Genomic DNA, 26,132 nt, shown 5'->3' on the forward strand with positions numbered 1-26,132 from the left:
TTGGCAAATAAGGTCTTTTTTTTTTATATCATTTTTGGTTGTCGACGGCATTTTCCAGCAGGGCCTTTTGGGCGGTAATATGTTTTTTTATGCTTTCGTAGTCACCCTTTTCCAACAGGGCGTATATCAGGCGGTAGCTGTGCCGCATATCGTGGCGCAGTACGGAAAGTGCCTTTTCGTTCTCCTGCATTATCTGTGTATGCTCCTTCAGGTTTTGACGCTGCCTTGTAAGTCGTTCCCTGTTTTCCATCAGCTTTTTATGCTGCTGTTCTTCATTGGAGTTGTAATGAACGATGGAGTATATAACGAAGAAGAACAGAGGAATGGCCAGCCGGCTTAATCGGTCGCTTAATTCCGGCAGGAAGGTAACATTGGAGATGGAAATGATACAGCCCACATAGACGGAAAGAGGCAAAACGGCTATATACCAGCGGAGCTTGGTGTCGGAAACCAGCTGGTCGTCAGGCAAGAGGCTGGTGAAGAGCCGGTTTCCCCAAGGATATATCAGCAAAAAGAGGAATATCCATATAACAAGCTCCTGGGGCAGCAATATGGCTGTCATGGTAGAATGCATCACAGTAAGGATAATTCCGGAGGTGGAATGGAGCATAAAGGCGTAGAGAGCCTGAATACCCAATACAAAGAGGTGCTGCGGCAAGCGATGGGGTATATGAATTATGGAAATAATCAGATATGGTGTCATGCCAAAGAAAAAGAGAAGCTTGTATGTAACCATGGTTATTCCCAATGAATACGTGACAGCAAAATTAATCGACAGGCCGAAAATACTCCATATAAGTAAATTACGCCACATGGCAACAGAATCTTTTGGGTCAATAACCTGGCTGAAGGGCAAATACCGCAGGTAGGCTCCAGCCAGCTGTATTATGGTGACTAAAAGGGCGTAGGAGAAAGCTAGCATGACTTATTATCCCTCCAGTACAAGAATAGATTAACCTGATTATTTTTCTGGGTAAAGGTGGCATAGCCATGGTATTTTTCCAAAAACAATTTCAGCGAAACCATGCCAATGCCGTGGCCCTGTCTGGTGGCACGGGGCAGTCCTTCCTCATCCAGATCAATAGGCGTGGAGCAAGGATTGGTTATGGATATTACACATTGCTGGCCATTATGCTGTATTTTCAAAGTTATTTCCAAATCCTCATGGCCTTTATCCTGCTCCTTAATGCAGGCCTGAAGGGCATTTTCCAGCAGATTTGACAGCAATATGCTCAAGTCATTTTCATCAGTAGTGAAATTGGATGGCAGATTTACCTTGGGAGAAAAATTTATTCCCAGCTTTTGGGTACGGGAATTATAAATGGAAATAGCCGTGTTGATAATCGGTGAGTCGGAATAGGAAAGAATGGCGGCAGAGGGCAACTTTTGCTCCTGCTTTTGAAGAAATGCCTTTATCTCGTCACCCTTTTGGGCCTCAATCAGGTCCAGCAGACGGTCATAGCTGGCAAGGAAAGTTTGGCGGAACTTCTTGATCATGGTCCTGTTTTTTTGCAGCATAAGGCGGTGCTCCACCAAGGAAACCATCTCGTTGGACAGCTGCTGATTATCCATAAGAAGCAGCTTTTTGTCCTTGTACTGCCTTGCTGCAATTTGTACATAGTGATAGCAGCACAGGAAAACCAGAGGAAGATAAAAGCGGGACAGCCTTTGCTCCCACGAGGATAACAGGGTATTGTCAATGGTCAAGACTATGTGAGCAATAAAAATGGACAGGGGCAGGCTGGCAATATAGAGGCCAATGTTTTTATCCCGAAAGAACTCATCAAGAGGCAGCAGACGGGAGAAAAAGTGCCGTTCTATTGGAAGCAGCAGAATAAACAGCAGTATATTCATCAAGGTAAAAATAAGTGTGGTCAGTATATAATGCATTTCATTGAAAAAAGTAACCAGAATAAAGCTGCTGAGAGTATACAGGAAAAAGCTCCAGATGCCCGACATTCCCAGTACAAAGACATGAAGGGAAATATGGCGGGGGATGGCCAGCAGAAATATGAGGAAGTAGGGAATCCACCCTAGAATAAGCAGGGTTTTATAGGTAATGGTGCTAAGGACCAAATCGTTTAAAATATCATAATATATAAAGCAGCTGAGGGCTGCAAAGCCTGCTACGGAGCACCATAGACGCTGAATATCCTCGCTGTTCATTTCCTTTTTGAAGGCCAAAAAACGGAGATATGCATGGGCACTCTGGAGCACTGCGATGGAAATACATATTGGAATAATAAGGTTATTCATCGGGAACCTCGTTTAAAAATAATTAGCCGAAATATACGGATACTATAACAAAAAAGTTATATTAGAAAAGTCAAAAGGTCTAAAAATCGACCACTTTTTGCAAAAATCGACCACTTTTTGCAAAGTCGTTGAAATTGACTGAATTTTTTTATAGAATGGAGTTGTCCAATGAGGGGGAAAATATTCTTCCCCTTAGTAGACAATACCATGATGGCAGATAATATTCAAGTTCAGGGAGGAAAAACAAAATGATGAAAAAATTGCTGTTAGGGTTGGTGGCCTTGATTGCCATTTTCGCTATCGCAGGATGTGGCACCGAGAAACCAAAAGACAGCGCAGACAAGGCTGTTTTAGGTTATTCCGAGATAATGGCCTACGGTGTATCAGATAGCATGGCAGCTACTGGTATGACCAAGAAGCAGGAGGAAGAAATTCAGGAGGCGGTAATTGGCGATTTGTTGAAGTCCTTTGCCCAGTTCCCACTGAATGATGCAAATGTTGAAAATGTAACTGCTTCATATATCACCAAGATGAAGGCAGCTATGCAGATCCAGACCAAGGTTAAGAAGGATGATGCTGAGCATCCTGTAGTTGAGGTCACTGCCAATGTTATTGATCAGGCAGGTGCTGATAAGCTGGCTAGCACTAGTGAGGATATTATTGCTCTTGGTGTTGTATTGGGTGCCCTGCAGGCTAATGGCTATACTGTAGAGCAGTTCAAGCAGGATCCTGATTTCCAGAAGGCTACTATTGAGTGCATTGATAACTACATCAACGCTATTCCACTTAAGATGGGCCAGACCTATGAGTGCAAGTGTGAAATCGTTAAGGGTGACGATGGAAAGACTTATTGGGCACCAGTTGATGTTGATGGCCTGAAGAAGTTTGTAAACGGTTTGTAATTCTGTGAGACACTATCATGGTATGTAAGTGAGGAAAATTTTTTGATAATTGAGAGGAGATAATGATATGAAAAAGTTTGGTATGATTTTGGCAGCTATGGTTTTTGCTTTGGGAACTCAGATGGTAAGTGCAGCTTCCTTGGACTGCAGTGCAACTACTTCCAATTACACTTTGATGGATGAAGAGGTTACCCTTATTGTTGATGAGCCTGTAGAGTCCGGCGATATTCTCGTTGATGAGGATGGCGGCGTTTGGGAAGTACAGTAAAAATTTACCCTTCTTGTTGAGTTGAATGGTCCATCAGGAATGGTGAGTCATACAGCTCGGAGGTTATAAAATAAAGGCGCGAATTTTTGTCGCGCCTTTTGTCTTGAGGAGTATACCAGAATGGAAATGCTACAGAAAGCACTTGATTGGAAGCATACCCAGAAAATCATTACCTTTGTTATTATTTTAAATGCAGTTGTATTGGGTATATTGACAGACAGGTCATTGACAGCGGAACAGGTTTATCTTCTGGAGGCCGTGGATAAGGCTTGTTTGGTAATATTTGTAATAGAGCTGGTGGCCAAGCTGTTGGTCTATCGGCGGAATTTCTGGTCAGATGCCTGGAATATTTTTGATTTTGTTGTTGTGGCCAGCTCCATAATCTTTATTTCTTCCAATGTATCTATTATACGAGCATTTCGTATTTTTAGATTGTTGAAGGCCTTGGCAGAATTTCCAGAGCTTCAGATATTGGTTTCCGCCATGTTAAAGGCCATACCTAGTATGTCCTGGGCATTGGTACTTTTGTTTATTATATTTTATATTTTTGCAGTTTTCGGCAGCGCACTGTATGGTGACACCTTCCCTGAGTTGTTTGGTGGTGTTGGCGGATCCATGTTCACCTTGTTCCAGGTCATGACCTTTGAATCCTGGGCAACCGCAGTGGCCAGACCGATAATGGAAATACATCCTTTTGCATGGGTTTACTTCCTGATATTCATTCTCCTTACTTCCATTACTTTGCTGAATGTAATGGTAGGTATCGTGGTAGAGGCTGTGGGTACTATTTCTGAGGCCGCCAAGAAAAAGCAGGCTGCCAAGGAGGCTGAAGAGGCAAAGGCCGCAGGATATGAAGCCGATGAGGTGGAAGAAGAAATTCGTAAGCATTTTGAACAAATTGAAGAATTGCTGAGGGAAAGACGTTCATCGTAATGAAATTAAAGCACCTGCCAGTATTTTCTGGCGGGTGTTTTTCGGCTATAACGAGCTTTAAGATGTCCCCCACCTCTTTAGGTGGGGGAAACAAACTACAACAGCTGGCGAGCATATCTCCCAGCTCGTTGCGACACGAACGAAGTGAGTTAGTCCTTTAGGGAAACGCTAATTGGAAGATTTTTCTTCTAAAGAAGAAAAATTTGAACAATGGCGTTATAATATTATCTGAATAATTTTTCATTTTATGGGGGGATATTATGCTACGGGTAAGTGGAATTCTTTCAGTGATTATATTGGCAGTTATAATTTTTGCCGGTGTGGGCACGTACAACAAAATTCAGCAGGCAAGAATCAATGTGGATGCCCAGTATGGGCAGGTGGAAAATCAAATACAGCGACGGGCTGATTTGATACCGAATCTGGTAGCTACGGTAAAGGGCTATATGAAGTATGAGGAAAAGGTTCTGACTGAGGTTACGGCAGCCAGGGCCCAGGTAATGGAAGCAAAGTCCGCAGAGGAAATGGCAACGGCGGATACTGCTCTTACAGGTGCATTGGGACGCCTGATTGCCGTGGCAGAAAATTATCCAGAGCTGAAGGCTGATGCCCATTTTACTGAGCTGATGCGTGAAATTTCCGGCTCTGAAAATCGCATTGCCGTGGCACGGAAGGACTACAATGAGGCCATAAGGGAATATAACGTCATTATCAGCACATTCCCGGGAAATATGTTTGCGGGTATGATGGGATATGGCAAAATTAATCAGTTTGCGGCTGATGAATCGGCCCACAGCGTTCCGCAGGTGGCCTTCTGATGTGGGGGAAACGGGTACTCTGGCCCTTGGTGCTGGCTTTGATTTTACTGGTGACTCAGGGAATCACCTTCGCAGCCAACATTCCTGCACCGCCAAAGCAGGAAATATATGTGGCTGATTTTGCCGGCATGATAATGTCAGAGGAAAAGAAGCAAATATTAACACTGGGTCAGGATTTGGACAAGCGCTTTGGAGCCCAGCTGGTGGTGGTAACCGTTGTTTCCCTTGATGGTGCCTCCATTGAGGAATATGCCAATGAGCTCTTTCGCAAGTGGGGAATCGGTGACAGGAAAAAGAGTAACGGTGTGCTGCTGCTGGTTTCCAAGTCTGACAGAAAATTCCGCATAGAGGTGGGCTACGGCCTGGAAGGGGCCCTGACTGACGGCTATACCGGGGAGGTACTGGATAATATGGTACCTTATTTCAAAAAGGGCGATTATTCCGAAGGCATAGCTGAAGGTTATTATATGCTGGCGGGAAAAACCTATGAGGAATATGGGGCAGCTCCACCGGAGGGCTTTGTTTTTGAGGGGGCGGATAACGCCGGTGGCAGCCAGGCAGATGGAACTCCAGCCAGTGCAGAAAAAGCCGGCACAGAAGCTGCCGCAGAGGCAGAGGACGACTTTGAATGGTGGGAGGATATTCTCTATGGGGGCATTTTCCTCATTATTATATTGGTCATTGTCTTTGTTGGTTACCCGTTGTTGGACATTACCGTTACTTTACTGTTGAATCTGGTATTTTCACTGCTGTTGACAGTGTTATACCTTATAACTCTTGGCCATTTTGGCAGCTTTGGCTTTTCCAGCATATTCGGCCGTGGAGGCGGAGGCTTCTTCGGCGGTGGCGGTTCCGGAGGTGGCGGAGGCGGTGGCTACGGTGGCGGCTCCTCCGGTGGCGGTGGCTCCTCCGGCGGATGGTAATGTAATAATTTCCTCTAAACCTGTCTAAGCAATATTGCTTAAGCAGGTTTAGGGGATTTTTAAGTTAATATATGTTATTATGTTTGACTTTATTTGACAACTATAACTAAGATGCTATACTTGTAATGGTTAGATGTAAATTACATAGGAATTTTTAAAGTTTAATATAGAGCATTATTATCAATGGCGGAGTAATTTATGGAAAAAATATTAAGTGCAAGCAACATAACAACTGGTTATGACAAAAATATTGTAATAACTGATGCTTCATTTGATGTTGGTAGTGGTGAGTTTGTTGGTATTATTGGCAAAAATGGGGCCGGTAAGAGTACCCTGCTGAAGTCCCTGCGGGGCTTTTTGCCGTTGGAAAAGGGCAGTATCAGCCTGTTTGATAAGGATATAAGGAGCTATTCACAACGGGAGCTGGCAGTGCAGATTGCCTATCTTCAGCAGCAGGTGGAAATGACCTTTGACTACACCGCCCGGGATATGGTTATGGCAGGGCGTTATCCTTATATGAAGTGGTGGGAGCAGAGCAGTGACCGTGACCAGGAAATAATTGATGCCTGCATGAAATATACGGGGGTTATGGAGCTGGCAGATACGCCAATCAAGGCTATGTCCGGTGGTCAGCGGCAGAGGGTATATCTGGCCAAGGTGTTGGCCCAGCAGACCCATGTGCTGTTCCTGGATGAGCCGGCCTCCGGTTTGGATTTGTTTTATCAGGAGGAAATATTCCGCTTTTGTCAGGAAATGTGCAGATATGGCAAGACTGTAATTATGGTGGTTCATGAACTTAATCTGGCGGCCAGATACTGTTCACGCCTTATGCTGTTAAAAGAGGGAACCATAATTGCTGACGGCAAGCCTGCTGAGGTATTGACCGACAGCCTGCTTACCCAGGCCTACGGTGTCGATATTCGTTCCCTGGTAAATAAGGAAACCGGCCATGTGGATATATTTACGGTTCCTGCTCCGGATGATGGGCATAAAAAGGAGCTGATTGAGACCATAATTGGTGACATTCATCATGGAAAGGACGGTAAAAATTGAGGAAATATCATTATAGACTGCTTTCCATAGTTTTGTTTGTAGCTTTGTTTTTGGTTATCTGTATGTCCTTATCAGCGGGGCAGTACAACTTGGATTTTATACAGGTGGTGGCCTGGTGCCTGCATAAGGTGGGCATACCTTTTTTGACGGATATTAATGTAACTGAGCAGCAGGAAGCTGTTCTGATGTTCATACGCTCCCCCCGTACCGCTGTGGGGTTGATGGTGGGGGCAGGGCTGGCTGCCTCAGGAGCTGTTTTACAGGGCTTATTCAGCAATCCTCTTGCAGATCCCGGTATTATCGGTGTATCCAGCGGTGCTACCTTTGGCGCAGTTGTGGCTATAATTATCGGTATCAACAGTACCAGCCTGATTGGTCTGCCAATATCTGCCTTTATTGGTGCCGTGGTTGCAGTGTCCCTTACTATCGGTTTGGCTACCAGACATGGAAGAATTCCGGTTCTTACCTTGCTGCTGGCAGGTGTGGTGGTAGGCATGCTTTTCAGTGCTTTGACCGCCGCTATGCTTACTATAATGGATGACCACAAGGTGCAGCAGTATCTTTTTTGGACCATCGGCAGCCTGGATTATCGCCGTTGGGAGCATGTTCTGATGGGTGTGGTACCTATAAGCCTGGGCATCATAATTATGCTTATGATGGCACGACATCTTAACATATTGGCTTTGGGTGAGGCAGAGGCCAAGGCCGTGGGCATGAATGTAACCAGATATCGGCTTCTGCTACTGGCAGTAGCCACCATGACCACCGCCAGCGGGGTATGCATTACTGGCAGCATTGGCTTTGTGGGACTGATTATTCCTCATATGATGCGGATGCTGGTGGGGCCTAACCACCGTCATCTGTTGCCGGCCAGTATGGTTGGCGGTGCAGTATTCCTGGTTTTCTGTGACTCAGTAGGCCGAATGCTGCTGACCAACAGTGAGATCAATGTGGGCATTATGACAGCTATATTGGGCACACCTTATTTTCTCTATTTGTTGAGGAAGAATATGGATATAAGATAATTTAATATTATCTACAGTTATAATAGCTAATTATTATTATAATTAGCTATTATTGTTAATATATATTATTTTTAGTAATTTTATTTGACTTATATAACGATAATGTATAGTATATAGATGTTGGTTTAATTTTGTGAAAATTTAATAATTTAAGAACAGGTGTCGCAAGACTTAATAGAGAAGCTGGTAGAGTCCAGCACGGTCCCGCCACTGTAAGAGGAGCGAAGCTATAGCAAGTGCCACTGGGTTACGATTAATGTGATCTGGGAAGGTGTAGCCTAGCGATGAATCGAGTCAGGAGAACTGCCTGTTTATAAATCACCGTTTTGACCTGCGAGCGACAGGAAGGGGATTTTAAGGTCAGCTTCTGCCTTAGTCTTGCTTTTCTGCCATTATGGTATGAAAAGCTTTTTTGTTTTTGTGTGCATTTTTAAAGCGGTTTAGAATTTGTTTCTGACCGTTTTTTTATTGCTATTTTTGTCGTGCAGTGCAGATAAACAGGAGAGATATTAGATGAAAGTACTGTTTAACTTTAAATTTAAGATTATATTGCTGATTGTATTGTTGGCAATGGTTATGTTTGGTTGCGGCAGGGATAATACTTCTGGTAGCGGAGAATATGAGGTTACTGACTGTCATGGAACTGTGGTTCACTTTAATGAAAAGCCGTCCCGCATTGTTACCATGACCATTGGAACAGACAATATTGTTCTGGGGCTTGTGAAGCCGGACCGCATGATTGCCTGTAATACCAACCTTGATGATCCCAACAGCTCCAACGTGGTGGAGCTAGCCAAGCAGATTCCCAATAAAGTGAGACACCCTAAGCTGGAGGAAATAGTAGCCCTTCAGCCAGATTTGGTAATAGCTGCGGACTGGGGCAACTTGGATTATGTCCAGTCCCTGCGGGATATGGGAATAAATGTGGTGGTAGTCAAAGGGGCCAAGAATTTAGATGAAGTAAAGGAAAATATCCGTCTTATAGCGGCCGCTTTAGGTGAAGCTGAAAAAGGTGATAAGCTGATTGCCATGATGGAAGACCGCCTTAATGCCCTTAAAGCCAGGATAGACCAGCTGGTGCCGGCTGACCAGAGAAAAAGAGTGGCCTTAATTTCAGTGGTGCAGAATTATGGTGGCAAGGACTGCATTTATGATGATGAATGTAAGTGGGCCGGTGTAATTAATGGTCTATCAGAAGCTGGTCTTAATCGGGGAATAAAGCTCACCAAGGAAATGCTGTTAAAAATAGACCCGGATATTATTTTGCTTCCGAGCTATTCCGCCCACGGCTCCTTTGATATTCAGGCCTATAAGGACCAGTACATCAAGGACCCGTCTTTGCAGCAGATGAAGGCCATAAAGGAAGGCGGTATCCGGGAGCCACGGGATGCCTATATTTATTCATCTTCACAGGATTTTTGCTTCGGGGCTCAGGAAATAGCCTATGCCGCCTATGGGGATGCCTTTAAATTGGATGATCAGCAGCATTTGTCTGTTGCAGAATAGATATTGAATTATTTTATAGGGAAAAGATAATGGGCATATTTTCAAAGTAAATGCTTTGTTAATATAAAAAACTTTTTGGAGGAGATAGGAAAAATGAAAAAAAGTAAGTATTTGAGCATGGCCATTGCCTTGGCAGTAATGACCGCCAGCTCAAGCGTATTTGCAGCCGAGGTTGCAGACTTTGGCGATGAGGATGTTGTGGTAACTGCAACCCGTACTGAGAAAAAGGACGTGGATGTTCCTGCTTCTACTGAGGTAATTACTGCTCAGCAAATTGAAGAAATGGGCGCTAAAAGTGCCGCGGATGCACTTTCTAAGGTAAATGGTTTAACTTTCAAATCCTTTGGTCAGCTAAATGCTGCTATGGGTACTATGATTAATGAGATTACTATTCGTGGAATTGACAATGGTACTATGATCATGATGAATGGTGTGCCAATTTCCATGCGTACCAAGTATGATATTTCTGCAATTCCAGCAAGTATAATTGAGAGAATTGAAATAATTAAGGGTGCAGGAACTACTTTGTATGGTTCTCAGGCTATGGCCGGTGTTGTTAATATTATTACCAAAAATCCTGAAGGTCCGTTTGGTGGGGATGCAACAATTGGTTTTGGCAGCCAGGGACAGCAGTTATACTATGTTAATGCTACTGCCGATAATTTTTCAGTATTTTTTAATAAGCAAAAATGGAACGGTAGCCATGATGCAACAGTTTCTGACTTTGATTACAATGGACCAGCAAAAACTGATAAGAACAAATTCAAAGGTGAAACCCATACTTGGGTGCGCGATATTGAAAAAACCAGCGCAGGATTTAATTTTAAGTTTAATGACAGATTTAACGTGATGTACGATTATAACCAGTCTGTAGGAACTTATGACAGATACATTACCTCTTTGGCTGCAACCAATAAGTATAGTGCAACCTTACATGCTGATGTTGGAGATTTCTTTAATTCAAGAAAGTATACTGTTACTCAGCATAATGCACAAGCACTCTATTCCGATAATCTCTGGAAACTGAAATTCTTCTATAATACGGGTACATTTGAATCTATTGGACCTAGTGCATTCTTCCTTGGTACTTCTTCCAATGGATCTGGTAGTTACAATACTAAAAACGGTTGGTATAGTAATGATAATCAGAATTGGTACAATACCAAAGAGAGAAACACAACCATAGGTACAGATATTCAGAGAACATGGCAGCTTGAAAAGGGTTCAAATGTAATTGTAGGTGCTAATGCACAGCGTGAAAGTTATGAATCTTGTGTTACGGCCTATGATCCATCTAATGAACGTTATGCCAGAAATGTTTGGGCTGCATTTGCTCAGTTGGATTACAATTTTGATGATAAGAATAATATTATTATTGGTGCCCGTGAAACATGGACTAGTGGTACAGCGCTGAATTATAGTAATTTCTCCGGTTCTGTGGCATATACTTATAAGTTAGGCAATGAAAATAATATTTATGCAGCCGTTAACCAGTCCTTTATTTTACCGACCTTTGCCCAGATGTACGGTGCAAGTGACATGGCCGTGCCTAATCCTGGATTAAAGCCTCAGAAAGGGGTAAATTATGAAATAGGGTGGAAGCAAAAGCATGGTGCCCATACTTGGAAGGCGGCATTATTTAAAACTGATATTGAGGATAACATTTCTGCAACCTGGTCTGATAAAAAGAGATCTTACTCATATAAAAATGAAGATTTCAGAAATGAGGGGCTTGAACTTTCTTGTTCCATAGAGCCAGAAAACAGTAAGTTCTCTTTTGATTATGGTTTAACTTGGCAGAACCCAGTTGTAAAATCTACTAAAAAGGATTATTGGGACAGAAAATATGGTAAAATCCAGCTTACTGGTGCCATTAGGTATAAGGTAGGCAAATTTACTGGTGTGCTGGATGCTTCCTTCTTAGGTAATAGAGTTAATACTCCATCTTCTGAGCACTCCTTTGAAACTAAGCCATATCTTTTGACTGGCTTAAATCTCATGTATAGTCCTACAGATAAGTGTGATGTCAGCCTGAAAATTGACAATCTTCTTAACCGCAAGGATATTCTTTCACACTCATCTTCTATTTACTACAGCGCACCAATCAGCTTCCTGCTTTCCGTCACTCAGAAGTTTTAATTGAATAATTAAAACATACGGGAACCTTTGACATTAAATGTCAGAGGTTCCTTTTTATATATAAACCACCCCAAAAAACGGGATTGCTTTCTGCGAAAAGGGCAGAAAACAATCCCGTCGTTTTTAGAACACTATTTATATGTGGGGGGTAGAATTATATGTATGCTTGGCGTATAATTTGCTTATATATCAGAGACAAATAGCCAGAGCAGTTGCTACTACCAATGCAGCAAAGGTGCCAATGCGAAGCTCATGAATCTTCAGACGATAGCTTACTTCATCTTCCTTTGCAGAATGGAGATTCTCACCTTCCAGGAAACTGTAATGATGGGTGTTCACGTTCATCAATAAGCGCTCTATAGCGGAAAGTCTAACTGCTGCCTTCATAGCCGGTTCCTCCTTTTGGACATTTTGAATATATCTTTATTGTGAGTATAGTATATATTGCAGCTAGTGGGTTTTCTGCCCCATATCCGACTAAAAATGTTCTATATCCGACAGAAATGAGCTGTTTTTATGATTAAAAAGATGACAACAATCCGCCTGGCGGCTGACAAGGAAAAAGAGCAGATGCATGATAATCCCTTATTTCCCTGCAGTATTTACTGTATTGAATGGAAAAAGGGTGCTATTCAGTCCCTGCCATGGCATTGGCATAGGGAATTGGAGTTTATGTTTGTGGCTTCCGGCCGTGCTGTGGTAGAATATGCAGGAAAGAGGGCCGTTGTGCCTGAGGGTGAGGGCTTTTTCTGTAATTCACGGGTTCTTCACCGTTATAGGCTGGAGGGAGAAAGCTGCCAGCTGTATTGCATAGTTTTCGATGATAAGCTCATCAGCGGCGGTGTGGCGAATGTATTTTACAAGAAATATGTACAGCCCATTATTTCCGATGAGCTGTTTTCCGGAAAGTATCTGCACATGGACATAAAACGTGAGCGGGATGTTATTTCCAGGATTAAAAAAGCCTGTCTGGCAGTTCAAAGGGAGCAGTTTGGCTATGAGCTGGACCTGCGGTATCATGTGGGCAAGGCACTGGCCATATTGAGTGACCATCCAACAGCTTCCATGATCCGTTATACTACGCCCCAAATGGAGCGTACAAAGATAATGGTGGACTATATTCACGGTCATTATGGGGAGCCAATTACTGTTGAGGAGCTGGCCCTGCAGGCAGGAATAAGCGAACGGGAGGCCCAGCGCTGTTTCCAGTCCATTTTTAATATGTCACCCAGCCAGTATGTTCAGAACTATCGTCTGCAGGTGGCAGAGGAAATGCTGCTGGAATCCAATGAGTCAATTCTTTCCATCGGTATGGCCTGCGGGTATTATAATCCTAGTCATTTCAGTAAGGCCTTTCGCATGTACAAGGGGTGCAGCCCCCATAAATTTAGACAGCAAAACAATTAAAGGGAGATGTTAGTGTGGTTGTTGAGATCATCAGTGTAGGCACTGAGCTTCTTTTGGGAAATATAGTAAATACAAATGCCCAGTTTATATCCAAGGAGCTGGCAAAGCTGGGAATGGAGTGTTACTACCAGACGGTGGTGGGTGACAATCCTGACCGTATAAAAGGTGCCCTTGATGTTGCCTTTTCCCGTGGTGATATGGTTATTCTCACCGGTGGCCTGGGACCAACCAAGGATGATCTGACCAAGGAAATGCTTATGGATTATTTCCATAAGGAAGTGGTGCTGGACGAAAAAGCCTGGGAAATGATGAAGGAACGCATGACCCGCAGCGGCTTTACTGAATTCAGTGACAGCCAGAAGAAGCAGGCTTATGTTCCCAAGGATTCCATTATAATGTACAACCACAATGGTACTGCTCCCGGCTGTATCATGGAGAATAATGGCAAATATTGTATGCTGTTTCCGGGCCCTCCAAAGGAAATGCAGCCGATGTTTAAGGCGTATGGTGTACCATATCTGCAGAAATTCAGCGACAGGGTCTTTGTGTCCATGAATATTAAAATGATGAGCCGGCAGGAGGTTTCTGTTACCATCGTAGGTGAGGGCCCGTGTGCGGAGCGTCTGGGGGACCTTTGTGACAATGAAAATCCTACAGTGGCAACCTATGCCAAGGAGGATGGCTGTCTAATTAGAATTACTGCAGCGGCCCACAACAGAGAAGAGGGCCTTAAGTTAATTGCTCCTATGGTGGAGAAGTGCAAGGCTGCTCTGGGTGAAGAATATATTAAGGATATTTCCGAGGACAAGTAGCAATAGTTTTGGAAAACTTTCCTTTTTTTCATATTTTTTGTTGACATGAATATATGAAATGACTATAATATCAATTGTTGCGTAAAGCAAATGACTCACTAGCTCAACTGGTAGAGCATCTGACTCTTAATCAGCAGGTTCGGGGTTCGAGTCCCCGGTGGGTCACCATTGATAACTATACAGGTTGTTTTCAGCCTGTTTTTATGACTCACTAGCTCAACTGGTAGAGCATCTGACTCTTAATCAGCAGGTTCGGGGTTCGAGTCCCCGGTGGGTCACCATTGTGAACTATACAGGTTGGAATATTTCCAACCTGTTTTTTGTATATTGAGAAAGGTGTTTATTATGAAGATTTTGATTACCAATGATGATGGTGTTCAGTCCAAGGGCATTGAGGCTCTGGTGAAGCATTTATATAAGGAGCATGATGTGGTGGTTGCGGCTCCGGCCAGCCAGCAAAGTGCCAAGGCCCATGCCATTACTGTGGGACAGCGTATTTATATTGATGAATATGAGACCCTGAAGGAGGCCTATGGCATTGAGGCCTATGGTATTGGCGGCACTCCTGCTGACAGCGTGAAGCTGTATCTGGAGGGTATTTTGCAGAATGATGAGGAGAAGTTTCCTGATCTGGTTATTTCCGGCATTAATGATGGCTCCAATCTGGGTACGGATTTGATTTACTCCGGAACTGTAGGGGCAGCCAAGGAGGGCTTTATCCATAATATCCGTTCCATTGCCGTATCTCTCAGCTATAATCCAGTTATGACCTTTGGTGAGGCCGCCAGTGAGCTGGTGAGAAAGCTGCCTGAGCTTTTGAGTGTGGAAAGGGAGGAAAAGGAGTACCTTCTCAATATTAATTTCCCGGTGAAGCTGGCCAAGGATTATCAGTGGCTGTGGGCATATCAGGGTATAAGAAATTACGAAAATGCCTATATTCCAAGAAAAGATGATGATGGACGCACCTACTACATTGTGGAGGGCAATATAATTGATGAGGGGAACAGTCCGATTTCTGATGTGGTTCTCTGTAATCAGGGCAATATAACTGTAACCCCGATCCGTCTTAAGGTTGCTGACCATAAATTCCTTTCCGATGTGGCGGGCAAGGCTTTATAATTCAGTTTTAGCATGATATAATAAATTGTTAGCGAAATTTGTAAATATATATTAGGAGGCCTATTATGGAATCTAAAATTAAGGACATTAAATTAGCACCTTCTGGTCATGATAAAATCAACTGGGTAAAGAACTTTATGCCTGTTATGAAGGCTGTAAACGATGAATATTCTGTTTCCAAGCCATTTGCCGGCAAGCGTATGGTTATGACCATGCATCTTGAGGCAAAGACTGCATATCTGGCCCTGGTATTGAAGAATGCCGGTGCAGAGGTTATTGCCACTGCTTCCAATCCGTTGTCCACCCAGGACGATGTTTGCGCTGCATTGGTAGAGGAAGGCGTAACTGTATTGGCTCACCATGGCTGCTCCATGGAAGAGTATGACAAGTACATCGACATGGCTCTGGATTCTGAGCCTGATATTATCATGGACGATGGCGGCGATTTGATTTATCGTCTCCACAATGACCGTCGTGAGCTGCTGCCAAAGATTATCGGCGGTTCCGAGGAAACTACCACAGGCGTTATCCGTGACAAGGCTCTGGAGGCCGCCGGCAAGCTGGAGTTCCCTATGATGGCTGCCAATGATGCATACTGCAAGTATCTTTTCGATAACCGCTATGGTACTGGCCAGTCCACCTGGGAAGGCATCATGCGTGCCACCAATCTGGTAATTTCCGGCAAGACCGTAGTTATAGCCGGCTATGGCTGGTGCGGCAAGGGCGGTGCAATGCGTGCCAAGGGCCTGGGTGCCAATGTAATCATTACTGAGGTTGACCCTATCAAGGCTATTGAGGCCGTATTTGATGGCTTCCGTGTAATGCCTATGGATGAGGCTGCCAAAATCGGTGATATTTTCCTGACCCTGACCGGTGACAAGGATGTTATCAGAGAGCGTCACTTTGCTTCCATGAAGAATGGCGCCGTAATGTGCAATTCCGGTCACTTTGATGTAGAGATCAACATTCCTGAGCTGGAGGCCATGACTGAGTCCCGCACTCAGGTGAAGGAAGGCATTGAGGAATTTAAGTTTGCTGATGGCAAGAAGCTGTATCTTCTTGGTGAGGGCCGTCTGGTTAACTTAGCTTGTGGTGATGGTCACCCAGCTGAGATTATGGACCTTTCCTGGGGCGTTCAGTTCTTCTCCGCTCTGTACATTCTGGAAAACCATGATAAGCTTGAGAACAAGGTATACGTTCTGCCTGAGGAAATCGACCAAAAGATTGCCAAGATTAAGCTGGCAGCCATGGGCATCGAGATTGATGAGCTGACTCCTGAGCAGTACGCTTATCTGCATCAGTGCTAATTGTAATATAGTTTGAAGACAATAACAGGCTTCTAAGGCGTTTTAGGAGCCTGTTTGTCATATTTAAAGGAGAAGTTTTCATGAAGCTGTTAATTTTAGCAATGTGCTTTTTGCTGACGCTGACCAAAGGGTCAAATATTGCTCATGCGGCAATTACAACGGCCTCCAATCCTATTTGGCAGGAAAAACTAAATGAATATAGTGCCAACAATCGGGTCAAGCAGGTAATTTTTGTCCAGTATCAGGGGGGCAGCGATGCTCTGGTACGGCTCTACGAAAAGGATTCTGCCCGCAGCTGGCAGCTGACCCTGGAATGTGATGGTTACGTGGGAAAGGCTGGCCTGGGAAAGACTGTGGAGGGGGATATGAAAACCCCTGTTGGTGATTTTGGTATTTTTACCGCCGGCGGTATTGAGCCAAATCCAGGTACCAAGGCCAGTTATTTGCTGTTTGATGAGCATGTTTTTTGTGCAGATGGACAGTTTTATAACAAATTAATCGATGATAGAAAAATCCCTCATGAGCTTTTAAAGACCTTGAATTTGGATCCTATGAATGATGGAGCTCCTCAGTTCAATTATGGTCTGTTTATTGATTATAATAAGGAATGTATTCGTGGACGTGGTTCCTATATTTTCCTGCACTGCACCGGGGATGCTGATTATACCCATGGTTGTGTGGCGGTAAGTGAAGCGGATATGGTCAATATTATGCGCCGGGTGGATAATAACGTGCGTATTTGCATTTATCCTATGTAGTGAGGCGTAATTAATGGTTGAATATGAAGCATTAAAAGAAGAATTAAGCAATATGGTGGGGAATCATCATACTCAGGTGCCGGGATTGGGCGCAGTATTAATTAAAGACGGCAAGCCTGTTTTTTCTTACTGCGGCGGTTATGCGGCTTTTGGTGCACAACCAAAGCTTTTCAAGGCTGATTCCTTGTTTCGTATTGCTTCAGTGTCCAAGCAGTTTACTGTTTATGCCATTATGCAGCTGTTGGAAGCTGAAAAACTAGACATTAATGACGATGTAAGTGATTATCTTGGCTTTAAATTACGGCATCCGGATTTTCCGGACCGTAAAATCACTATAAAAATGCTGGCCAATCATACCTCCGGGTTGCGGGACGGGATAGTTTACTGTATTCCGCCGGATTATTCCGTAAGGGCCTTTTTTGTTCCTGAGGGGAAATTTTATGAGGATGGAGCCCATTTTTCTCCGGCCAATGAACCGGTGGGAGAATATTTTTGTTATTGCAATTTAAATTATGGTCTTTTGGGGACTATTATTGAAGCAGTAACGGGAGAACGCTTTGACAATTATATGCAGGAGCATATTTTAAGTGCTCTGGATATGGATGGAGGCTATTTGCCGGGTAATTTATCTGCAGGTGCATTTGCCAGCTTAAGTACCCTTTATCAGAAAAAGGACATTGAGGGAAATTGGCGGGATGATATGCCATGGCGGCCTGTTATGGATAATTTTGGCGATGTGCAGCCAGACTGGGATACTGTCACCATGCAAAATCCTTATGCCATTCATGACGATCCTATGGTGTATTCCCTGGAGAATTATAAGCCTGGCACCAATGCAACCTTTTTTGCCCCTCAGGGGGGGCTCCGTATTTCTCTTGAGGGGATGTACAACGCTTTGATTATGCTGATGAATAAGGGGAGCTTTAGGGGCCAGACCTTTTTGACGGAATACTCTATTAATGAAATGACCAAGGCCCAGTGGAGCTACGACGGCAGCAATGGCGACACCGGTGACGATACACTGTTGTCCTATGGCTTGGGGCTTTATCAGGTGCGGGGTGATTCGCCGGCCAGAGTGTGCGAGCATCAGGACATTTTTTTGGTGGGACACACCGGACAGGCCTTTGGCCTTTATTCCGGAATGTTTTATGTACCGGGAACCAAGGATGGCTTTGTGTATATTATGAATGGTGAGGGCATGGCCGAGGAAGATGAACGCAGCCATGGCGAGTTCAGCAATAATTTTATCTGGGAAGAAAAGGTAATGAACGCTCTTTGTCGTTATTTGAGCTGACCTTTAGGGGGAGGAAGCTAACGTGCTTAATTATCTTGCTAAAAGACTAATTAATTCCATAATCGTGCTGTGGATAGTCATGACAGTGACTTTTTTCCTCATGCATGCTATTCCCGGCGGACCGTTTACGGCAGAAAAATCCCTGCCGCCGGCGGTTCAGGCCAATATTGAGGCCCGCTATAAATTAAATGACCCTTTGTCTACCCAGTATATGGATTATGTAACCAACATACTTCATGGCGATTTGGGGCCATCCTTCAAGTATGTGGGCCGTTCTGTAAATGATATTATCGGTGAAAGCTTTCCTGTGTCCTTTGAGTTGGGCATGGAGGCCATTATAATTGCTTTGCTGGTGGGGATTCCAGCCGGCGTATTGGCGGCCTATCGACGAAATAATTGGCCGGATAGAACGGTTAATTTGCTCACTACTTTGGGCATAGCTGTGCCGGGCTTTGTGCTGGCTGCCTTGCTGGTGGATGTTTTTGCCATGAAGCTGGGACTGTTTCCGGCGGCCATGTGGGATAACTGGTCAAGCCGTGTGTTGCCGTCTATTGCTTTGGCGGCCATGCCAATGGCCTTTATTACCCGCCTGACCCGCTCCAGTATGCTGGAGGTACTGGGACAGGATTACATTAAAACAGCCAAGGCCAAGGGCTTGACTACAAGCTATATATTGTTTAAACATGCTTTGCCAAATGCCCTTATTCCTGTAGTAACCTATATTGGTCCTATGGTGGCCAGTATTCTGACCGGCAGCTTTGTTATAGAGACCATTTTTGCTATTCCGGGCTTGGGCAGCTATTATGTTACCAGCATATATAATAGGGATTATACGGTTATATTGGGCGTTACTGTATTTTACAGTGCCATTATTATTTTTATGAATATGCTGGTGGATATAATTTATCCTATGCTGGATCCACGTATTAAATTAGGGGAGAAGGAGGATTAAGGATGAACAAGGAATATGATTTTTCTCCTCTGAGCAAATTCGGGATGGCTGTGGCTGTGGAGTCAGAACAGGCACCTTCCATGGGCTATTGGCAGGATGCCTGGATTCGGCTGAAAAAGGATAAGGCTGCCATGCTGGGCTTAGGCTTTATTGTGCTTATGATGCTGGCGGCTATTTTTATCCCGATGTTTTCCAGCATTTCCTACGCGGATCAGGATTTTAACCAGACTAATTTGGCTCCGTCCTGGGACCATTTATTTGGTACGGATAATCTGGGCCGGGATATGTTTATTCGTGTGCTGTATGGTGCCCGTATTTCCCTGTCCATTGGTGTGGTAGCCAGCCTGATTAATCTGCTTATCGGAGTTGTTTATGGCGGTATTTCCGGCTTTGTTGGTGGCCGCACGGACCGTATTATGATGAATATTGTAGATATACTCTACAGTGTACCGGCCTTGCTGTATGTTATTTTGCTCATGGTGGTATTTAAGCCGGGGCTGACCAATATTTACATTGCTCTTGGAATAAGCTATTGGTTGCAAATGGCCCGTATTGTGCGGGGTGAGGTGCTGAAAATCAAGGAACAGGAATTTGTTTTGGCGGCCAAAAGCATGGGTGCCAGCTCGGCCCGTATTCTGTTTAAGCATTTAATTCCAAATTCCATGGGAGTTATTATAGTATCTTTAAGCTTATCCATTCCGGATGCTATATTTACGGAGGCATTTTTGAGCTTTATCGGTCTTGGTGTATCGGCACCAATGGCCAGCTGGGGTGTGCTGTGTTCCGATGGCATTAGCTCTATCCGGGCTTTTCCATTTCAGCTGTTTTTCCCGGCAGTGGCTATCAGCTTGACCATGCTGGCCTTTAATTTCTTTAGTGATGGGTTGCGGGATGCTCTGGACCCTAAGATGCGTCATTAAGAGGGGGGAGTTTTACGATGATACTTGAAATTAGTGATCTGTCCGTAGGCTTCCACACCTACCGTGGGGCTGTTAATGCGGTACGGGGCGTCAGTCTCAGTGTTGATGCAGGAGAAATTGTGGGCATTGTTGGCGAGTCCGGTTGCGGAAAAAGTGTGACTGCCCATGCAGTCATGGGATTGTTGCCAAAGGACAATTCCTTTATCAAGGATGGCAGCATAAGGTTTATGGGCCAGGATATTACCCATCTGTCTGATGAAGAGCGGCGACAGTATCGGGGCAGTGACATGTCCATGATTTTTCAGGACCCCATGACTTCCCTTAATCCTGTACTGACTATTGGTCAGCAGATGACTGAGGGGATTATTCATATTAAAGGACTCAGTCAGCAGGAGGCATATGAGGAGGCCGTTACTCTGCTAAAGCGTGTTGGGATTACCAAAGCGGAAGAGCGGATGAAGGCTTACCCCCATGAATTCAGCGGTGGTATGCGTCAGCGTGTCATGATAGCCATGGCACTTATTTGTAAGCCAAAATTGTTGTTTGCAGATGAGCCAACCACAGCCCTGGATGTAACAATACAGGCCCAGATATTGGAATTACTGGATGAGCTTCGCCGTGAAATGAAGATGTCCATAGTATTGGTTTCCCATGATTTGGGAGTTATTGCCCGTATCTGTGATAGGGTGAATGTTATGTATGCTGGCCGTATTGTGGAGTCCGGCCCGGTAGATGAAATTTTCCATAACCCACAGCATCCGTATACCAGAGGACTTCTAAACTCCCTGCCGAGAGTGGATAAGGTGGATGATACTGAGCTGCCTGTTATTGAGGGGCATCCTCCTGATTTGCTATATGATATTAAGGGGTGCAGCTTTGCCCCTAGATGTGGCGATGCTATGAAGGTTTGTGCTGCCTGTCGCCCAAATAATGAAAATATGGGTAAGGAGCATTGTGTGGAATGTTGGCTTCCAGCCCGTGACAGAGAGGAGGGGCACCATGAATAATATAGAAATCCCAAATAACGAGCCCCTGCTTTCTGTTAAAAATTTAAAGAAGCATTTTGTTACCAAGAAGAATTTCTTCGGTCATCCAAAGGAATACGCCTATTCATTAAATGGTATATCCTTTGATATTAATAAGGGTGAGACCCTGGGACTGGTGGGCGAGTCCGGTTGTGGCAAAACAACAGCCGGCAGAACTATAATGGGTATATACAAGCCTACTGCCGGCGAGGTTTATCTCCATGGTGAGAAGCTGGATTTATCCAAGGGGCCGGAGAAACGTATTCAGATGATTTTTCAGGATCCATATGCCTGCCTTAATCCCCGCATGACCGTGGGTGAAATCATCGGTGAGCCACTGGAAATTAATCATGTTTATGATGATAACAAGGCAAAGCTGCAGCGGGTGTATGAACTTTTGGAGCTGGTGGGCCTTAGCAGGGAGCAGGCTAATCGCTTTCCCCATGAATTTAGTGGCGGGCAAAGACAGCGAATTGGCATTGCCAGAGCTTTGGCAGTAAATCCGGATATTATAATCTGCGATGAGCCTATTTCAGCCTTGGATGTTTCCATTCAGGCCCAGGTGGTTAATCTTATGAGAAGATTACAAAAGGAATTGGGACTGACATATCTTTTCATTGCCCATGATTTGGCCATGGTAAAATACATCAGTGACAGGGTGGCTGTTATGTATATGGGAGCTATTATGGAGCTGGCAGCTGCAGAAGAGCTTTATGCGAATCCATTGCATCCATATACTAAGTCACTGTTGGCGGCTATTCCGGTGCCAGATCCGGATGTTCGTCAGGATATTTCCATCATCAAGGGAGAAATTGGAGCCGGTGATATGACTGGTTGTCCTTTCGCTCCGCGGTGTAATAAGGCCAGTGATAAATGCTTCAAGGAAATGCCGGCAATCAAAAATGTTGAGGATCATCAAATCGCCTGTCATTTAATTTGATTGTGAAGGAAAAATGATATAAATATAGAATAAGAGTACATCAGGAGGGATTTTCATGAACAAAAAGCTTTTAGGACTTGTGGGTGGAATGCTGTTGGCTTCCACTGTATTTATGCCGCTTCATTGTCAGGCTGCTGATGTGAATGCAGGTCAGGTGGCCACAAATACTGCCAAAAGTGTGGATGTAAATGACCCGACAGGATTTGTGGTGCTTTCTGATGTGGTGCCTGATATTATCCAGGAGGTACGTTATTTTTCCACCTATAATTTTGTGGGAAACCGCATAAATGGTTATACCCAGCCCAGTGTTTTAATGTCCAGAGAAGCTGCGGAGGCCTTAAAGGAGGTATCCGACGAGGTAATTAAGCAGGGCTATCGCCTGAAGGTATTTGATGCATATCGTCCGCAGAGGGCCGTAGATAATTTTGTGGCCTGGGCTGAGAATTTAGATGATAAGCGCATGAAGGATTATTTTTATCCTGAAGTGAACAAGAACAGACTCTTTAAGGATGGTTATATTGATGCCAAATCCGGCCATAGCCGTGGGTCTGCTATTGATTTGACCTTGTTTGATATGAAAACGGGCAAGGAAGTGGACATGGGCGGCACCTTTGACCACTTCGGGCTGGAAAGCCATCCAACCTGGTGCGGTGACCCTGATACGGGCAAATACACCGGAAAATTTGAAGGGAAATCAGTACCGAAAAAGGGAAAGATTACCAAAGAGCAGTTTGATAACCGAATGAAGCTGCGTAAAGTAATGATGAAGCATGGCTTTGAGCCTATTGATACCGAGTGGTGGCATTTCTTCCTGAAGAATGAGCCATATCCAAAGACTTATTTCAACTTCACTATTGATGATATGAAAAAATAATGTGTAAATATTAAAAGAGGGGTATGACCACTGGGGTCATATCCCTCTTTTTGGATAGTATATTTTTTGTTATTTTTGTAAGCCGCGTTCAAGTATATCAATAACAGTCATGCACATGCCTTTTACTGCTTTTAAGGCCATGTCCTTTCCGTATTGGCTGCCGGCAGCTGCGGCAAATTCCGGGGTATGGGCTGCAATATCATCACCGATTTTGATTTCCGGCTGAATGGTTGGGACCACATGACTTACATTGCCCACATCAGTGGAGCCATCAGCATAGTCATCCGGGTAGGTTTTTATATCATTCATACCCAGTGATTGAAAATTGTCCATGGCGTATGCTTGCAGCTGCTTATGATTAAGCATGTTCTTGAATAATGGCTCGTAGTGGAAAAGCTCTAATTCAGTGCCGTGCCGGTCAGATACCTTTCGGGCCAGCTCCTTGATCTGTGGCAGCATGGTTTCTTCCAGATATTCCACCCGCAGGGCCCGGATGGTGGCCTTCATCACTGCCTTGTCGGGAATTATATTGGGCGCCGTACCAGCCTCGGTGATTATTCTTCCCAGGATATATGGTTCAGTAAAGGTATGTTCCAATGTTTTAAGCTGCTGATAAAAATCCACCAGGGCATCCAAAGCATTGATTCCATGATAATCCGGATCTGCCACATGGGCGGGTTTGCCTTTGAAGGTAAACTGCAGGGGATGGGTGGCATAGGAGGTACCTCCAAAGGAGGTTTCACTGCCAGGATGGCAGATAAGAGCCGTCTTCAGCCCGTCAAAAACTCCCTGTTCACTCATCATAACCTTGCTGCCAATAGTTTCCTCAGCGGGACAGCCAAAGAGATGAACTGTAATCTTATCTCTCAATGCCTTTCCGCAGACTATGGCCGCGGTAGTGCTCATGGCAGAAATAAGATTGTGGCCACAGCCGTGACCGATTTCCGGCAGGGCATCGTATTCTGCCAAAAAGCCAATATGAATATCACCATTTCCATAGGAAGCCTTAAAGGCAGTGGGGAATTGGTCCTTCAGTGCATCCTCCACCGTGAAGCCTTCGTTTTTTAAAAGCTCCTGGAGATAAGCAGAGGCCTTTACTTCCTGACAGCCCAATTCAGGATTGGCATGGATATAATCAGCTATATTATTTAAGCTTTCTTTATGGTCATCTGCCAGCTGACAGATTTTTTCTTTCAAATCAGACATAACTTTTTACTTCTCCTTGTATGCCTTAATGAGGTCAATGGTTCCCATTGGAGAACAGAAATAGCCTTTAAACTTCGGATTTACCACCAAAACCTGCGTGGTATAGTAAAGCGGAATGATTACATAGTCGTCAAAGAGCATCTTTTCTGCCTCATGCAATATAGCCCACCGCTTCAATGGGTCCACTTCCTTGTGGGCGGCCGCCACCAAAGCATTGTATTCCGGCTTATGGTACTGGGCGTCATTATCCTTGGTGGTAAACACATCCAAAAAGTTCACTGGATCGGCAAAATCAGCTATCCAGTTGGCACAGGCCACCTGGTATTCGCCTTTTTCTCTTGTGTCGTAGAAGACCTTGGTTTCCTGATTGGTCAAGTCCACGTTTACCCCTAAAGCGTTGCTCCACATGGTCTGTATTGATTCGGCAATGGCTTTATTTTGTTCGTTGGTATTATATAAAATCGTTACTGCTTCGCCCTTATAACCGGAAGCATCCAATACCTTTCTGGCCTGAATTGGGTCCTCAACCACCAATGAACCGGTTTAAGCGGCAAAATCCTTGCCATTATAAACAATTCCCGGTGGTACAAAGGTTGTAGCCGCCTGCTTTCCGTTTCGGATTACCTTTTCAATTAAATCCTTACGAGTAACAGCCATGGCAAAGGCCTTGCGTACTTCAGGATTATCAAATGGCGGCTTGGTGACATTAAATTCATAATAAGCCGTACCAAGCTGTGGTTCAACCTTATATAGCCCCATCGCCTTTAGACGGTCTTCATCAGCCGGTGGTGGGTCCACGATCATATCCGTCAGCTTGCTTTCCAGCATAGTAAGACGGGTACTTTTGGATTCACTGATAGGCAGCTTTATACATTCAGAGGCCACTACACCAGGATTCCAGTAATTTTCATTTTTCTCCAAAATGATTTCACTGGAATGAGCCCACTTAACTATCTTAAATGGTCCGCAGCCTACAATGGAACTATGGTTGCTGGCCCAGGTGTCACTTTGTCCATCCACTATATGCCGTGGTACAGGATAAAAAGCATGAAAGGCTGTAAGATCAATGAAATAAGCCGCCGGCTCTGACAGCTCCACCTGTAGGGTATGAGCATCCAGGGCTTTCAGAGCTACCTCCTCTGCCTGGGCATCACCACTGTTATAATCCTCAGCACCCTTGATATTAAAGAGCATATAAGCATTGCTGGAGCCTACATCAGGATCCAGCACCCGCAGCCAGGAATACACAAAATCATCGGCCACAATTGGGGTACCATCGGACCATTTAATATCCTTACGCAAATGGAAGGTATAGGTAAGACCATCGGCAGATACCTCCCAGCTGTCTGCCAAAGCGGGCTGGGCCACGCTGTTTTCATCGATACGGGTCAAGCCCTCAAACAGTAGCAGCTCCACATTGCTTTCTGACAAGCCATAGGTCATACCCGGATCCAGCGTTGCAGGTTCAGTGGACAAAGCCATTGAAATAGTGCTGTCAGGGTTATATTGCTTTTCCTTGCCGCAGCCCGTTAATAGCAAGGTGAGACATATAAGTAGTATAAAAACGGATTTGAACTTCATATTCCACACCCCTTTCAAAGTGTAATTATTTCGAAATACTATTAAATTCTAATATATCTTTCCTTATTAGTCCATGATGGATAGATATTTCAGATCTGGATGGGGTTCTTTGGG

24 protein-coding genes, 2 tRNA genes, 1 pseudogene and 1 riboswitch are annotated in these 26,132 nt (G+C 44.4%); of the genes and pseudogenes, 22 read left to right on the top strand and 5 right to left on the bottom strand.

The window, feature by feature from the left end:
- Positions 1-28: 28 nt before the first annotated feature.
- Entirely contained in the window at positions 29-922 is an 894-nt protein-coding gene (locus D081_RS10940) for a hypothetical protein (protein WP_085024211.1), read from the bottom strand.
- Complete coding sequence (locus D081_RS10945) at positions 916-2,256, bottom strand: GHKL domain-containing protein (protein WP_085024212.1); 1,341 nt, start codon at positions 2,254-2,256, stop codon at positions 916-918. The genes D081_RS10940 and D081_RS10945 overlap by 7 nt, the downstream gene beginning before the upstream one ends.
- Positions 2,257-2,504: 248 nt before the next feature.
- On the opposite strand from D081_RS10945, the gene D081_RS10950 reads away from it, so the two are divergent.
- The 9 genes from D081_RS10950 to D081_RS10990 all read left to right on the top strand — a co-directional run bounded on the left by D081_RS10950 (position 2,505) and on the right by D081_RS10990 (position 11,823).
- Positions 2,505-3,158: a lipoprotein gene (locus D081_RS10950; RefSeq protein ID WP_085024213.1), complete on the top strand. Its 654-nt coding sequence runs from the start codon at positions 2,505-2,507 to the stop codon at positions 3,156-3,158.
- A gap of 67 nt (positions 3,159-3,225) precedes the next feature.
- Positions 3,226-3,426 carry a hypothetical protein gene (locus tag D081_RS10955; protein ID WP_085024214.1) on the top strand — a complete coding sequence of 67 codons (201 nt, stop codon included), beginning with the start codon at positions 3,226-3,228 and terminating at the stop codon, positions 3,424-3,426.
- A 120-nt stretch (positions 3,427-3,546) separates the two neighbouring features.
- Positions 3,547-4,359: an ion transporter gene (locus tag D081_RS10960; protein WP_085024215.1), complete on the top strand. Its 813-nt coding sequence runs from the start codon at positions 3,547-3,549 to the stop codon at positions 4,357-4,359.
- A 260-nt stretch (positions 4,360-4,619) separates the two neighbouring features.
- Entirely contained in the window at positions 4,620-5,177 is a 558-nt protein-coding gene (locus tag D081_RS10965) for a LemA family protein (RefSeq protein ID WP_085024216.1), read from the top strand.
- Positions 5,177-6,100, top strand: coding sequence for a YgcG family protein (locus tag D081_RS12845; protein ID WP_085024217.1), 924 nt, complete (start codon positions 5,177-5,179; stop codon positions 6,098-6,100). Before D081_RS10965 ends, D081_RS12845 begins: the two co-directional genes overlap by 1 nt.
- A 198-nt stretch (positions 6,101-6,298) precedes the next feature.
- On the top strand, positions 6,299-7,153 hold the full coding sequence (locus D081_RS10975; protein ID WP_085024218.1) for an ABC transporter ATP-binding protein: 855 nt from the start codon (positions 6,299-6,301) through the stop codon (positions 7,151-7,153).
- Complete coding sequence (locus tag D081_RS10980) at positions 7,150-8,178, top strand: iron ABC transporter permease (protein WP_085024219.1); 1,029 nt, start codon at positions 7,150-7,152, stop codon at positions 8,176-8,178. The genes D081_RS10975 and D081_RS10980 overlap by 4 nt, the downstream gene beginning before the upstream one ends.
- Before the next feature lie 140 nt (positions 8,179-8,318).
- A riboswitch (cobalamin riboswitch) is annotated at positions 8,319-8,504 on the top strand.
- Positions 8,505-8,691: 187 nt separating this feature from the next.
- The gene (locus D081_RS10985) at positions 8,692-9,684 is read left to right on the top strand and encodes an ABC transporter substrate-binding protein (RefSeq protein WP_085024220.1); all 993 of its coding nucleotides are present in this window, start codon (positions 8,692-8,694) and stop codon (positions 9,682-9,684) included.
- A 93-nt stretch (positions 9,685-9,777) separates the two neighbouring features.
- Positions 9,778-11,823 carry a TonB-dependent siderophore receptor gene (locus tag D081_RS10990; RefSeq protein ID WP_085024221.1) on the top strand — a complete coding sequence of 682 codons (2,046 nt, stop codon included), beginning with the start codon at positions 9,778-9,780 and terminating at the stop codon, positions 11,821-11,823.
- A gap of 189 nt (positions 11,824-12,012) precedes the next feature.
- On the opposite strand, the gene D081_RS10995 is transcribed toward D081_RS10990, so the two are convergent.
- A complete protein-coding gene (locus D081_RS10995; RefSeq protein WP_085024222.1) occupies positions 12,013-12,210 on the bottom strand; it encodes a hypothetical protein in 198 nt (65 codons plus the stop codon).
- A 129-nt stretch (positions 12,211-12,339) separates the two neighbouring features.
- On the opposite strand from D081_RS10995, the gene D081_RS11000 reads away from it, so the two are divergent.
- The 13 genes from D081_RS11000 (at position 12,340) to D081_RS11060 (ending at position 23,231) form a co-directional block, all read left to right on the top strand.
- The gene (locus D081_RS11000; protein WP_085024223.1) at positions 12,340-13,230 is read left to right on the top strand and encodes an AraC family transcriptional regulator; all 891 of its coding nucleotides are present in this window, start codon (positions 12,340-12,342) and stop codon (positions 13,228-13,230) included.
- Between the two features lie 14 nt (positions 13,231-13,244).
- Positions 13,245-14,042, top strand: coding sequence for a molybdopterin-binding protein (locus tag D081_RS11005; protein WP_085024224.1), 798 nt, complete (start codon positions 13,245-13,247; stop codon positions 14,040-14,042).
- A 92-nt stretch (positions 14,043-14,134) separates the two neighbouring features.
- Positions 14,135-14,210 (top strand) — tRNA-Lys (locus D081_RS11010).
- Between the two features lie 37 nt (positions 14,211-14,247).
- Positions 14,248-14,323 (top strand) — tRNA-Lys (locus tag D081_RS11015).
- A 64-nt stretch (positions 14,324-14,387) separates the two neighbouring features.
- On the top strand, positions 14,388-15,161 hold the full coding sequence (gene surE, locus D081_RS11020; protein WP_085024225.1) for a 5'/3'-nucleotidase SurE: 774 nt from the start codon (positions 14,388-14,390) through the stop codon (positions 15,159-15,161).
- A 65-nt stretch (positions 15,162-15,226) separates the two neighbouring features.
- Complete coding sequence (locus D081_RS11025) at positions 15,227-16,468, top strand: adenosylhomocysteinase (protein WP_085024226.1); 1,242 nt, start codon at positions 15,227-15,229, stop codon at positions 16,466-16,468.
- A gap of 80 nt (positions 16,469-16,548) precedes the next feature.
- A complete protein-coding gene (locus D081_RS11030) occupies positions 16,549-17,226 on the top strand; it encodes a L,D-transpeptidase family protein (RefSeq protein WP_085024227.1) in 678 nt (225 codons plus the stop codon).
- 13 nt (positions 17,227-17,239) lie between these two features.
- Positions 17,240-18,520, top strand: a complete 1,281-nt coding sequence (locus D081_RS11035; protein ID WP_085024228.1) for a serine hydrolase — start codon at positions 17,240-17,242, stop codon at positions 18,518-18,520.
- A gap of 22 nt (positions 18,521-18,542) precedes the next feature.
- Positions 18,543-19,472 carry an ABC transporter permease gene (locus D081_RS11040; protein ID WP_158087661.1) on the top strand — a complete coding sequence of 310 codons (930 nt, stop codon included), beginning with the start codon at positions 18,543-18,545 and terminating at the stop codon, positions 19,470-19,472.
- Between the two features lie 44 nt (positions 19,473-19,516).
- Entirely contained in the window at positions 19,517-20,392 is an 876-nt protein-coding gene (locus D081_RS11045) for an ABC transporter permease (protein ID WP_198942000.1), read from the top strand.
- A 17-nt stretch (positions 20,393-20,409) separates the two neighbouring features.
- Positions 20,410-21,399, top strand: coding sequence for an ABC transporter ATP-binding protein (locus tag D081_RS11050; RefSeq protein ID WP_085024230.1), 990 nt, complete (start codon positions 20,410-20,412; stop codon positions 21,397-21,399).
- The gene (locus D081_RS11055) at positions 21,392-22,357 is read left to right on the top strand and encodes an ABC transporter ATP-binding protein (protein WP_085024231.1); all 966 of its coding nucleotides are present in this window, start codon (positions 21,392-21,394) and stop codon (positions 22,355-22,357) included. Before D081_RS11050 ends, D081_RS11055 begins: the two co-directional genes overlap by 8 nt.
- A 55-nt stretch (positions 22,358-22,412) precedes the next feature.
- Positions 22,413-23,231 carry a M15 family metallopeptidase gene (locus tag D081_RS11060; protein ID WP_085024232.1) on the top strand — a complete coding sequence of 273 codons (819 nt, stop codon included), beginning with the start codon at positions 22,413-22,415 and terminating at the stop codon, positions 23,229-23,231.
- A gap of 69 nt (positions 23,232-23,300) precedes the next feature.
- Here D081_RS11060 and D081_RS11065 read toward each other — a convergent pair whose 3' ends face one another.
- The gene (locus D081_RS11065; RefSeq protein WP_085024233.1) at positions 23,301-24,437 is read right to left on the bottom strand and encodes an amidohydrolase; all 1,137 of its coding nucleotides are present in this window, start codon (positions 24,435-24,437) and stop codon (positions 23,301-23,303) included.
- Positions 24,438-24,443: 6 nt separating this feature from the next.
- Positions 24,444-26,018, bottom strand: a pseudogene (locus D081_RS12975) (peptide ABC transporter substrate-binding protein).
- Positions 26,019-26,132 lie beyond the last annotated feature (114 nt).

Source organism: Anaerovibrio sp. JC8, assembly GCF_002100115.1.
Lineage (GTDB): Bacteria > Bacillota > Negativicutes > Selenomonadales > Selenomonadaceae > Anaerovibrio.